Below are 13,521 nucleotides of genomic sequence, written 5' to 3'. Positions count from 1 at the left end.
TAATTTTAAAATTATATAAAAAAAATAAATGATAAAAACTATTGACAAAATTAAGTATATGTATATAATGTAATATATAATTTAATGAAAAAATCAATGAAAAGGATAGTACTTTCTTTAAAGAAATTAAGCGAGTAAGGAACTGGTGTGAGCCTTATATTTCAAAGAAGCTTAAGTGGTGACATGAAAGCGTAGCAATTGCTATAGGAATAGACCCTTGGAGATGCAATTTTAGAAAGTTAGTTTTAGTAAAAGGTAACAAAGAATTGCCGCTAAATAGCGTTAAATTTTGAGAGGATCTTATAATTAGGATCAAATAGAGTGGTACCACGGATATTTACCCGTCTCTTTACTTTTGTAAAGAGGCGGTTTTTTTATTATAAAAAATTAGGAGGAATTTTAAATGGATTACAAAAATCATATAGCAAGTATATTATCTTCAAATGTAGATATATCAATAGATGAGTTAGAAAAATTAGTAGAAATACCACCAAAGTCAGATATGGGTGATTATGCATTTCCTTGTTTTTCATTAGCAAAATCAATGAGAAAAGCACCGCAGATGATTGCACAAGAATTAAAAGAAAAAATAAAGGATAATAATTTTGAAAAAGTTGAAGCTTTTGGACCATATTTAAATTTTTTTGTTAATAAAGAAATTCTTATAAAAAATACTATAGAAAAAATTCTAAAAGAAAAAGATTTATATGGTAGTAATAATGATGGAGATGGAAAGAATGTAATAGTTGAGTATTGTTCAGCTAATATTGCAAAGCCTTTTCACGTAGGACATTTATTTACTACAATGCTTGGAAATTCTTTATATAAATTATTTAAGTTTCATGGATATAATGCTATAGGAATAAATCATTTAGGTGATTGGGGAACACAGTTTGGTAAACTTATATATGCTTATAATAATTGGGGCGATGAAGAAGCATTAGAAAAAGAACCTATAAAAGAAATGTTAAGGGTTTATGTTAAGTTTCATGATGAAGCAGAAAAAGATCCATCTCTTAATGATGAAGGTAGAAGACATTTTAAATTGCTTGAAGATGGCAATGAAGAAGAAGTTAAGCTTTGGACTAGATTTAGAGATTTAAGTTTAAAAGAATTTGATAAGTTATTTAAAATGTTAAATGTATCTTTTGATTCTTTTGCAGGTGAGAGTTTTTATAGTGATAAAATGGATGCAGTTATAGAAGAAATAGACGAAAAGGGACTTTTAACAGATAGCCAAGGAGCAAAGGTAGTTATGCTTGATGAATATAATATGCCTCCTTGTATAATAAAAAAAGCAGATGGAGCTACAATATATGCTACTCGTGATTTAGCAGCAGCATTTTATAGAAAAAAAACTTATGATTTTTATAAAAATATATATGTAGTTGCAAAGGATCAAGCGCTTCATTTTAATCAAGTATTTAAAACAATAGAGCTTATGGGTCATCAGTGGGCTAATGATTGTACACATGTAGGATTTGGACTTGTAAGATTTGCTGATAAAAAGCTTTCAACAAGAAAAGGTGATGTTGTATTTTTAGAAGATTTATTAAATGAAGCAGTAGCTAAAACTTTAGAAATAATAAATGAAAAGAATCCAGAATTAGAAAATAAGGAAGAAGTGGCTAAAAAAGTTGGTATAGGAGCAATAGTATTTACTTATCTTAAAAATAATAGAGAAAGAGATATAGTATTTAACTGGGATGAGATGCTAAGTTTTGAAGGTGAAACAGGTCCTTATGTACAATATACTTATGCAAGAGGAAAAAGTATATTAAGAAAAGTTGGAGAAGGTTTAGAAGAAAATATAGATTATAGCAAATTAACTTCTAAAGAGGAATTTGAACTTGTAAAAGAACTTGGAAATTTAGAAAATGTAATTAATTTTGCATTAGATAAACTTCAACCATGTATGGTAACAAGATATTGTATAGATGTTGCTAAAGCATTCAATAAATTTTATAATGCTCACAATATAGCAAACTCAGAAAGTGAAGAAATTAAAAATGCAAGAATTAATCTTGTAAAGGCAACACTTCAAGTATTGAAAAATGGATTATCTTTAATAGGTTTAGAAGTCGTAGAAAAAATGTAGAAAATAAGAGCTATTGGAAAATTAACTAATAAAAGTTAATTAGTCAATAGCTCTTTTTATGTATAATTACATTTATTTAAGCAATGATTTATATGTGTAATTTATTAAATTAAGAAAATTTAAGATTAACAACACACTGTAGGATTGCAAATTAAATTTTAGACTTATTCATTTATAAAATGAGAAAACTCAAATTAATATTTTATCAATAACTAACAGATTATTTTAGTTAAAAGTTAAGAGTGAATAGTGAGACATGCTCTGAATCATTTAGAATTCAACACTGTATCTTGTATGAAAATATTTTAAAGTTATTGAATAAATTTAAATTTGAGCTTGTTTCACTATATAGGGTTCCAAACTGAATTTTTGATTTATTCGCTTACCTAAGATATTTTTTAATGATACATAGAACTTTAAGTTAGTTATGATTTTTAGTTGTGACTTAGAAATTCTTATAAAATTTTAAAAAATATTATTAGAATTTCTCGAAATAACTAACTGAATGACGGTTTAAAGTTATATTTACCATTTTTTCTAACAATAAATTCCTTACATAATTTTAGCTATCAACTTGGAACCCTATAATAGTTCCCAAAATGTATTTTGCAATAAATAGTTAGACGGCGAACTTATTTTGATAATCAAACCATTTGAATATCAAAATAAGTTATGTTATAATGTGATATCTTGATAAGATATCGTTTATTTAAATTTTATTGAATATTAATATTTTAAAATAGCAAACTATCTTAAAGGTCATTAATAAACAGAAATTTAGAAAATGATTTAATATGGATTATAAAGAGAAAAAAGATATAAATGAAGGGATTGGAAGGAGGAAGTTACTAAAATGCATATTTTAGTAGCGAAAGTAAATGGATATAAAGCTTATAACAGATTCGGCTTGTGATTTGCCATTAAATTATATTAAAGATAATAATATAGAATTTCTTTCTTTAGGTGTGAATTTAAATAATGAGTATATTTTAGATGACTTAGGTGATACCTTAAAATATGATTACTTCTATAAGGAATTAAGAGATGGTAAAACGGCATCTACATCTCAAGTAAACATTTATGCTTTTGAAGAAGTTTTTGAAAAATATGTTAAAGAAGGTAAAAGTATAATATATATAGGATTATCTTCAGGTTTAAGTGGTACAATTAATAGTGCTAATATAGCAAAACAAAATATTTTAGAAAAATATGAAAATGCAGATATAAGCATAATAGATTCTATAAGTGCATCTTTAGGAGAAGGAGCCTTAGTTTACTATGCTTGTGAGATGTTAAAAGACGGTAAGGATAAATATGAAGTTGTAAATTGGATAGAAGAAAATAAAGGTAAGATATTACATGCATTTACTGTAGATGATTTATCCCACTTAAAAAGAGGTGGAAGAATTTCATCTGCAGCAGCAACAGTTGGATCTTTATTGAATATAAAACCTATACTTACTATAAATAATGAAGGTAAAGTTATTCAAGCTGGAAAAATAAAAGGAAGAAAAAAAGCAATTAAATATTTAGGCTCTCAAGTTAAAGAAAAAGCATTTGATATAGAAAATCAAATTATATTTATAGCCCATGCAGATTGTGAAAAAGAGGCAAATGAACTTAAAGAAATAGTTTTAAAAGAAAATAATATAAAAACGGTTATTTTAAATTCTATGGGAGCTGTAATCGGAGCACATGGTGGACCGGGAACGCTTGCTGTTATTTTTATTGGTGAGAGTAGAAATAGTTAAAAGATTGGTAGAAAGTTTACTTTATTAAGACATAAAGTAAACTTTTTATTTTGAAATTATATTAAAAATATGTTAAATTGTACAAAAAATGTAAAATAAATTTAATTATATAATACTATTATAATATAGGGGGGGGTATTAATATTATGATAAGTATTTTATGTTTTTTAGCTATGGTAATTTTCATATTTTATATAATTTGTATTACCTGTAAGTTTATTATAAAAGGTGTTGGAATAGGGTTAGGTATTTTAATGAGTATAATAGCATCTATAATTATATTAGTTATAATTCTCCCAGTGATAGCCTCATTAGGTATTATAGGGGTAACTATAGGTGGTATTTTAACCAGCATAATTGCAGTATTATCATTTATAGTATGTAGTCCTTTTTTTATTGGCTTATGTATAATAATTATTTTAATATATATATGTAAAAAATAGAAAATTAGAATAAATAATTATTTTAAAAATATATATTAATAGAAATGATGTTAAACTAATAATTAATTTTTATGGATTTATTCTATAAAAATTTTTATATAAAATAAGGTGACAACAGATTTAAAATTTGTTGTCACCTTATAAATTTTATACAAAATTTAGTATCGAACTTTAAGTTATTTAGAGTATGTCTCATTACTAATTTAAAGTTTTCTCAGGTGATAAATGAATAAGCTTAAAATTTAACTTGAAACCTTATATATAAGAATACTTTGTTGACTGAAAAAATTCTTTTGAATATAATTGTATTGTTTAAGTAGTGTAAGGTGGGATGATTTACTATGATTAAAATAATTATATTTTTATTGTTAGTTTTAGTATTAACAGTAGTATATTTAGTTAATTACTCTTATGGAAAAGTTATATTAGGAAAAAAGAAAGATAAAGAAGAAGCTTTTAATGTTTTAAAAAATAGAGGGAGCTATGATATAAGTTTATATGATAGTATAGAATATGAAAATTTAGAGGTTGTAAGTAAGGATGGATATAAACTTAAGGGATATTATATAAATAAATTTCCTAATAACAAAAAGGTTATTATATTATGCCATGGATATACAGCAAACCATTATTTAACTCTTCAATACATCGATATATTTTTAAAAGATGGATTCAACATATTACAAATAGATGTAAGAGCGCATGGTGATAGTGATGGAGAATATCCAACCTATGGTATATTAGAAAGAGAAGATTTAGATATATGGGTTGAAAAAATTAAAGAAAAGTTAGGTGAAGATGTTATTATAGGATTATGTGGTCAATCTATGGGTGCTGCAACTGTTCTTATGTATGGTGGTATACATGAAGAAAAAATAAATTTTATAATAGCTGATTGTGGATACTCAAATGGAAAGGAAATTTTAAAATATCAATTTAAAAAAGCCAAAGTGCCTCTAACACCGATATATCCATTTCTAAATATGGTATTTAAAATCAAATGTAAGTTTTCAATGAATGATGTATCACCAATAGATGATATAAAAGAAAGTGAAATTCCAACTTTGTTTATACATGGAACAGCAGATACTACAGTACCTTGCTTTATGAGTAAGGAAATGTATAAAGTTAAAAATGGAAAAAAAGATAGATTACTTATAATTGAAAATGCAGGACATGTTGTTGCATATGACAAGGATAAGAAAAAATATGAAGATACAGTTCATGAATTTATAAATAATGTTTTAAATTAAAATCAAAATCTAAATTAGCTGCCTAAAATAATAATTTTATGTTTTAGACAGCTAATTTTATTTTTATAAGTAATTAAAAATTTTGGTAAGATTTATGAATAAAAAACAATCATAGGTAGAATATTAATTTTAAATATGGAAAATTCATGGAGGAGGGATTAATTTGAAAAGAGTAAGTATTACTATAATTTCAATCTTAATATGTTTAATAGGGTATTCAAATTGTTATGGAAATCCAACTGATGTAAAAAATGTGTTTGATTTAAAGTATGATAACAAAAAACTATATGAAGAAAAGTATTTAAATAATGAAATTGTAGTTTATGGAAAGATATACAAAATAACTGAAAAGGATGATGAGATAGCAATATTTATAAAGGAGCACAATTCTCCATTAGAAAATACACCTACAATTGATTTAGATAAAAGAGCAAAATGTATAATGAAAAGTTCTGATATAGAAAAAATATGTGATTTAAAAGTATGGACAGAAGTATCAATAAAGGGTGTTTTGACAGAATGTGGAGTTAGAACATTAAAATTAGATAACTGTACAATATATGAAAATATAGAGAGTAATTAAGGAGCTGTAAATATGAAGAAAAAGTTTGCTATTTTTGCAATTATAATAACTGTATTTTGGTGTAAAAATGTAATTGCAATAGAACCTATGACGTTAAAAGATATAGTGATGATGCAATATAATGAAGTTAAATATAATAGAACTAAAGATACTGAAATAGTAGTAAAAACTACTATTGATAAAATTGAAAAAAAAGATGAAAAAATAATAATAAAATCTATTGAAGATTACAATATTATTAGAGGAAATTTTGAATTTGAACGTTATGATATTGAGCAGATAGAAAGTTTGAAAAAAGGTGATAATATTTTAATAAAGGGGACTTTAAAAAAGATTAACAATGGTTTTTTAGGATTAGTAATATATATGGAAGATTGCAAAGTAGAAAGTTTTTAAATATATAGAATCAAACTAAAATACTACTTCATAATTTTATGTAAAATTTTAATATACATAAGAAACCTACAATATTTTAATGTAGGTTTTTATTATTTAATAAATTATATTTAATATGAAAAAATGTTAATAGAAAAATAAGTAATAAAATGTAACTTTATAGAATATACTGATAGATATTGTATATTCTATAGCCTTTTTCTATTGGAATAGAATTGATAAATACTTTAAAATACAGTTGAAGAACAGTGAAAAGGAGGGGCCTTATGGACAAGTTAATTATTAAGAAAGATGAAATGACGCCTAAGGAAAGGATGGCTGCTTATTCTAAAGGTTTAGAAATAGACAGGATACCATGTATGCCACAAATGGGAGTTACAATGGCACCACTTATGGGTATAACAACAAATCAGTATTATAATTCTGCAGAATACATGGCAGAACTTGAAATATTTTTATTAAATAAATTAGGTCATGATTCAGTAGGGGTAGGAACTACTTTAAGAGGAGTAGCAGAAGCTATGGGAAGCAAAATTGCTTATCCTAATAATGGAGTATCTTATTTAGAAGAACCAGTATTAAAAGATATAAGATTAGTAGATAATCTTTCACCAGCAGATCCATATAAAGATGGAAAATTGCCATTAGCTTTAAAAGCGCTAGAAATTATAGTGAAAAAAATAGGTGATAAAGTAGATGTGGGAAGTGATATAGCAGGACCACTAAGTGCAGCAGCAGCTGTAGTTGGAACAGAGAACTTATTAAAAGGAATGATAAAATATCCTGAGAAAGTTCATACATTGTTAGAAATAGTAACAGAAACAAACTTAAGAATAGTAAAAGCTTTTGCAAATTTAGGTGTAGATTTAGGAATGTCAGATCCAGTGTCATCTACAAGTTTAATAAGTGTAAAACAATTTAGAGAATTCTCTATGCCTTATGAAAAAATGTGTGTAGATAAAATGAGAGAGCTTTCTGGAAAAGGAACTAGCATACATATATGTGGTAAAAGCAAAGAGATATGGGAATCAATTTTAGAAACTGGAGTATCTTCTTTTAGTATTGATAATGCTGAAGATATAGAAGAAGCTAAAAAAATATTAGGACCTAAAGTGTGTATTTCAGGTAATGTTAAGCCTGTAGATACTATGAGAAATGGAACAATTGAAGAAATAATGAATGAAGCTAAATTATGTATAAAAAAGGGCTATGGAAGTCCTAAGGGATATGTTTTAAGTACAGGATGTCAAATTCCTATGGGAACACCAATTGAAAATATAGAAGCATTCATGAATGCAGCTCGAATATACGGAAGATACCCAATTAATGTAGATGAACTTTAATATGAAAAGGTAATAAAAAGGTAATAAAAGTAATTATATAGTTTTGGAAAAGAGGTAGTTATTATGAATAAAGAAGAGTTATTTAAAAATATTAGTGATGCCATAGTAGATATGGAGGAAGATGTAACTAGAGAGTTATGTGAAAAATCTTTAGAAGTGGGAATTCCTGCTTATGAAACTATAAATAATGGATTAATTAAAGGTATGGATAGAGTAGGAAAATTATATGAGGAAGAGGAATATTTTCTTCCAGAAGTACTAATTTGTTCAGATGCAATGAATGAAGGGTTAGATATTTTAAAGCCTCATTTAGATAGAGGAATATTAGACAAACCATTAAAAGTTGTTATAGGAGTTATAGAAGGGGATACTCATGATATAGGAAAAAATTTAGTAAAAGTAATGATGGAAGCAGCAGGATTTACTGTATATGATTTAGGCAGGGATGTTCCAGTTACTAGATTTGTTGAAGAGGCAGAAGAAAAAGAGGTAGATATCATTTGTATGTCAACACTTATGACAACGACTATGCCAGGAATGAAGAGTGTTATAGATAATTTAAAAAATAAAAATATTAGAGAAAGATTTAAAGTTATGATAGGTGGCGGTCCGGTATCTCAAAAATTTGCTAGTGAAATAGGTGCAGATTTTTATACAGTTGATGCAAATGAGGCAGTTAGAAAAGTAAAAGAAGTCTTTGTAATCTAGAAATATAAATAATTTAATAATTATTATATGGAAAAATGCTCTTAATTTTTTATAGAGCATTTTTATATATTAAAAGGAGTTGCAGGAAAATATGGAGAAAATTATTATTAAAAAAGATGAAATGACTTCTAAAGAAAGAATGTCAGCTTTTTCAAAGGGATTAGAAATTGATAGAATACCATGTATGCCTCATATGGGAGAGTCTATGGCACCACTTATAGGAATAACAATTAATGAGTATTATCACTCAGCAGATAAAATGGCAGATTTAGAAGAATTTCTGTTTAATAAATTAGGTCATGATTCAGTTGGAATAAATACAACCTTAAGAGGTGTTGGAGAAGCTTTAGGAAGTAAATTAGTTTTTCCAAAGAATAATATATCTTATGTTGGAGAACCGATATTAAAGGATATAAAAGATGTAGATAATTTAGATGTTATTAACCCATTTAAAGATGGAAAGATTCCTATTTGTTTAGAAGCATTAGCTAAAGTGGTTGATAGACTTTCTAAAGTTGTAAATGTGGGATTTAATCTAGCAGGCCCACTAAGCGCAGCTTCAGCTGTTATAGGAACAGACAAACTTTTAAGAGCTATGATAAAAAATCCTGATAAACTTCATATTCTTTTGGATATTGTTACACAATGTAATATGAAAATTATAGAAGCTGCATCAAATTTGGGTGTAGGTTTTTCAATGTCAGACCCAGTATCATCTACAAGTCTTTTAAGTATAAAGCAATATAAAGAATTTTCTATGCCTTATGAGAAAAAATGTGTTGACAAGGTTAAAGAAATAACTGGTGGAGGAATGGGTATTCATATTTGTGGTAAAAGTAAAGAAATTTGGGATTTAGTAGCTGAAACAGGAATAACATCTATAAGTATAGATAATATTGAGGATGTTAAAGATGCAAAAGATATATTAGGTAACAAAATTTGTATTTCAGGTAATGTTAAGCCAGTAGAAACTATAAAGAATGGAACCATAGAAGAAATTATGAATGAAGCTAAAAGTTGTATAAAAAAAGGTTATGGAAGTCCTAAAGGATATATATTAAGAACTGGATGTCAAATTCCTACTGGAACTAAAATTGAAAATATAGAAGCGCTTATGAATGCAGCTAGAATATATGGAAGATATCCTATAGACATAAGTAAACTTTAAAAAATTAAAAAGGGAAGGTTTTAGTTATGAATGAAAAGGAAAGATTATTAAAAGTTTTAAAAGGTGAAAAGGTAGACAGGCCTCCAGTTATATGTCCAGGTGGTATGATGAATGCAGCTGTTACTGATATATTAAAAGAAATTAAAGAAAACCATAATTGTGATTTAGAAGGTATGGTAATGGCAGCAAAAATGGTGAATGAAGAAATTGGCTTTGAAAATTATGGAGTACCATTTTGTATGACTGTTGAGGCAGAACCATTAGGTATAGAATTGAGTTTCGGAGATAAAACAGTAGAGCCAAGAGTAACCAAATATAATGAAGAAGAGATAGGGGAAATTATTAAAAAATATGATATAAATCCTATAAAAGATAAAAGAATGCCAATTGTTTTAAAGGCTATAGAAAAACTTAAAAATAATGAAGTACCAGTGATAGGTAATATAACTGGTCCCATAAGTACTGCAACTTCTATTGTAGATCCTTTAAAGCTTATAAAAATGTTTAGAAAAAATCCAGATTTAGCATATGAATTTATAGAATATGTAAATGATTACTCTATAGATTATGCAAAAGCTATGATTAATGCAGGAGCAGATGTTATAGCCATATCAGATCCTACAGCTACAGGTGAAATTCTAGGAAGAAAAAACTTTGAAAAATTTGCGTATCCTATGTATAAGAAGTTTTTAACTGAAATACATGAACTAGATACTCCTGTAATAATCCATATTTGTGGTGATACAAAAAATATTATAGAAAGTTTAGATGACTTAGATATTGATGCAGTAAGTTTTGACTCTATAGTAAATATGAGAAGTGCAAGAAAACAAATAAATAAAGCACTTATGGGGAATGTAAGTACCTTACTATTACATCAAGGTGATAAAGAAAGAATAATAAGGGTAACAGAAAATTGTATTAACTCTGGTGTTGATATAGTTTCACCAGCCTGTGGACTTGGTATGTCAACTCCAAAAGAAAATTTAAGAGCTATGACGGATTATGTGAAAGGGAGAAGATAGGAATGGCAATAGCACATTTTATAGATGAGAATCTAAAGGTACAATGTGAAGAAGGAAAAACTATACTGGAAGTTATAAGAAACAACAATTTAAAATTAGAAACTCCATGTAATGGTATTGGCATTTGTGGAAAATGTAAAGTTATTGCAAAGGGTAAATTAAATGAAATAGATACTATAGAATTACCTTTTATAAATAAAGAAAAAAATGAAAGACTTGCATGTGTAGCAAAGATTCAAGGGGATGTTGATGTACAATTTATTAAAAACAATAAAAATTTAAAAACAGTAACTAAAGGTAAATCAATAGATGTAAAAGTGTTACCTAAAATAAAAAAAGAATTAGTAAATAATCTAGATAATAAAGTTTCAATACCATATATAGAGTATGTAAATGGGGATGTATCTTCAATAGAACTTTATGAAAAAATTTACAAGTTAGAATCAGAAAATGTGGATTCTTTTGAAGTTGTGAAAAATAAAGCAACAATATTAGATATAGATAGTAAGATAGAAAAAGTTTACTCAGTAGCAATAGATATTGGAACAACAGGAATATCCAGTTATCTTATAAATTTAGAAAATGGAACAATTTTAAATAAATTATCTTCATTAAATCCTCAAACAGAATTTGGTGGAGATGTTTTAACAAGAATAACATATTGTATGGAGAATCCTAACGGTTTAGAAGACTTACAAAAGGCAATTATACTAGAAATAAATAGATTAAGTGGAGAACTTATAAGAGGAATAGGGGAAAGAAAAAACATTTATAATATAGCTATTGCAGGTAATACTACAATGTTACATTTATTATTGGGAATTAGCCCTATTTCATTAGCAAAAGCGCCATATAGACCGATATTTTTGAATGGGTTAGAAATAAAAGCTACAGATTTAAATATAGATATAAATCATGAAGGTACAATTTTAATTCTACCTAATGGATCTGCTTACGTTGGCGCAGACATAATTGCTGGAGTTGTAGCTAGTGGATTTGATAGAAGTAGTGAGTGTAGCATATTTGTAGATATAGGAACTAATGGAGAAATAGTTGCTATAAATAATGGACAGATAATGGGTACATCCACAGCAGCTGGTCCAGCATTAGAAGGTATGAATATAAGTTGTGGATGTAGAGCTCAAGAAGGAGCTATTGAAGGATTTAAAATAGATGAAAATTATCATATTGAATACTCAGTAATAGGAGATTCAGAGCCAATAGGAATATGTGGTAGTGGTCTTTTAGATATAGCTGCAGAACTTGTAAAAGCTAATGTAATATTAAGCAGTGGGAGATTTAATAAAGAATTACCAGATGAATTAAAAAGTAAATTAAAAGAGAAAAAATTTTATATAACAGATAATCTATATATTTCGCAAAAGGACATTAGACAAATTCAACTAGCTAAAGGAGCAATTGCAGCAGGAATAACTATGTTGTTAAAAGAAATGAGTATATCAATAGAAAATGTGAAAAATGCATATATAGCTGGAGCTTTCGGATATCATGTTAAAGGTGAAAGCATTACCAGTATAGGGCTTATTCCAAAAGGATTTAGTGGTAAAATAGATTTCTTAGGAAACACATCTTTAGAAGGAGCAAGGCTCGCAACTATAAATGAAGATGTATTAAAGTCTATGATAGACTTAAAAGAAAAGATATCAATATTAGAACTTTCAACTAGTGAAGAATTTCAAAAGCATTTTGTAAAAGAATTAAGTTTTTAAAATTTATAAATAAAGGTGATTAAAAATATGTTTAAATGTGTTAGTGATAATATAGAAAGTATACCTAAAACAATATGTGATTGCTATCCAGACTTTTACACTAGGATAAATACCAACGAATTTATGTCAAAAATTTCCAAGGAAATAAAAGAAATAAGAAATGATGTATTTTGTAAAGTGCCATTTTGTAATACTATAGAGGCTGAAGCTTTTGGAGGTATAATAAAATTAGCAGATGAAAACACATCATCAAGAGTTGGGGAATATTTAATTAATAGTGTTGAGGATTTAGAAAAAATAAGGCCAATAAATTTTTCTAAAGGTAGAATAAAAGAAGTATTAGATTCTGTAAAGAATTTAAGTGAAGATAAGGAAAATGTTGTATTAATGGTAGAAGGTCCTATGACAATAGTTACTTCACTTATGGATAGTAGGTTGTTTTATAAATTATATAGAAAAAATAAAGATGCTATAGAAAAACTTTTAAACTTGATAGAAGAAGGTATAGTAGAATATATTAGAGAAGCTATTAAAAATGGAGTTAAAGTTATATCGTATGCAGACCCTGTTGGTAATATAGATATAATTGGACCTAAATATTTTAAAGAGTTAACAGGTACTATGACGTGTAATATTATAAGAAGTGTGAAAGACATTTTAATAAGTAATAATGTTTTATTTCACATATGTGGTAGAACATCTACATCCTTAGAAGAATGTGACTTTGTTAATAAAAAATGTATTCACGGAAATGAAGAGTTAACTTATGGAGAGAATTTAATTAATTTATCACTAAATAAAGAAAATGATAAATTAATTGTTGTTGGACATTGGTGTATAAAAAGAACTTTTTTAAATAAAAGTGATAACATAATAACATTATTAGAATTAAAATAAAATTTAGAAACCAGCCCGCTAATTACTAAAATGTATTAGGTGCTGGTTTTTTTATAGGAAAAATAAAAATGTATTGACAATAATAAATAAAAAACATACTATATAAGTATATTAGAAAATACTTAT

General features: G+C 26.7%; 12 protein-coding genes. All 12 read left to right on the top strand.

From position 1 onward, the window contains the following. Positions 1-403: 403 nt before the first annotated feature. Positions 404-2,098: an arginine--tRNA ligase gene (argS, locus tag KQI36_RS00760; protein ID WP_216449231.1), complete on the top strand. Its 1,695-nt coding sequence runs from the start codon at positions 404-406 to the stop codon at positions 2,096-2,098. 878 nt (positions 2,099-2,976) lie between these two features. Next, positions 2,977-3,849 (top strand): DegV family protein, encoded by an 873-nt coding sequence (locus KQI36_RS00755; protein WP_216449230.1) that lies wholly within the window; start codon positions 2,977-2,979, stop codon positions 3,847-3,849. A gap of 146 nt (positions 3,850-3,995) precedes the next feature. Then, positions 3,996-4,292, top strand: coding sequence for a hypothetical protein (locus KQI36_RS00750; protein WP_216449229.1), 297 nt, complete (start codon positions 3,996-3,998; stop codon positions 4,290-4,292). 341 nt (positions 4,293-4,633) lie between these two features. Beyond that, positions 4,634-5,545: an alpha/beta hydrolase gene (locus KQI36_RS00745; protein WP_216449228.1), complete on the top strand. Its 912-nt coding sequence runs from the start codon at positions 4,634-4,636 to the stop codon at positions 5,543-5,545. A 163-nt stretch (positions 5,546-5,708) separates the two neighbouring features. Further along, entirely contained in the window at positions 5,709-6,128 is a 420-nt protein-coding gene (locus tag KQI36_RS00740; protein ID WP_216449227.1) for a hypothetical protein, read from the top strand. A 12-nt stretch (positions 6,129-6,140) separates the two neighbouring features. Further along, positions 6,141-6,524 carry a hypothetical protein gene (locus KQI36_RS00735; protein WP_216449226.1) on the top strand — a complete coding sequence of 128 codons (384 nt, stop codon included), beginning with the start codon at positions 6,141-6,143 and terminating at the stop codon, positions 6,522-6,524. A 266-nt stretch (positions 6,525-6,790) separates the two neighbouring features. Continuing rightward, a complete protein-coding gene (locus tag KQI36_RS00730) occupies positions 6,791-7,867 on the top strand; it encodes a uroporphyrinogen decarboxylase family protein (protein ID WP_244991443.1) in 1,077 nt (358 codons plus the stop codon). 63 nt (positions 7,868-7,930) lie between these two features. After that, entirely contained in the window at positions 7,931-8,575 is a 645-nt protein-coding gene (locus KQI36_RS00725) for a corrinoid protein (RefSeq protein WP_216449225.1), read from the top strand. 91 nt (positions 8,576-8,666) lie between these two features. Further along, positions 8,667-9,743: a uroporphyrinogen decarboxylase family protein gene (locus KQI36_RS00720; RefSeq protein WP_216449224.1), complete on the top strand. Its 1,077-nt coding sequence runs from the start codon at positions 8,667-8,669 to the stop codon at positions 9,741-9,743. Between the two features lie 26 nt (positions 9,744-9,769). Then, positions 9,770-10,768 carry an MtaA/CmuA family methyltransferase gene (locus tag KQI36_RS00715; RefSeq protein WP_216449223.1) on the top strand — a complete coding sequence of 333 codons (999 nt, stop codon included), beginning with the start codon at positions 9,770-9,772 and terminating at the stop codon, positions 10,766-10,768. A 2-nt stretch (positions 10,769-10,770) separates the two neighbouring features. Beyond that, a complete protein-coding gene (locus KQI36_RS00710; RefSeq protein ID WP_216449222.1) occupies positions 10,771-12,498 on the top strand; it encodes an ASKHA domain-containing protein in 1,728 nt (575 codons plus the stop codon). Between the two features lie 27 nt (positions 12,499-12,525). Continuing rightward, the gene (locus KQI36_RS00705; protein WP_216449221.1) at positions 12,526-13,395 is read left to right on the top strand and encodes a uroporphyrinogen decarboxylase family protein; all 870 of its coding nucleotides are present in this window, start codon (positions 12,526-12,528) and stop codon (positions 13,393-13,395) included. Positions 13,396-13,521 lie beyond the last annotated feature (126 nt).

Source organism: Clostridium senegalense (assembly GCF_018916625.1).
GTDB lineage: Bacteria > Bacillota > Clostridia > Clostridiales > Clostridiaceae > Clostridium_J > Clostridium_J senegalense.
The sequence above is the reverse complement of the archived record's forward strand: the minus strand, read 5'-3'. Positions and strand labels throughout refer to the sequence as shown.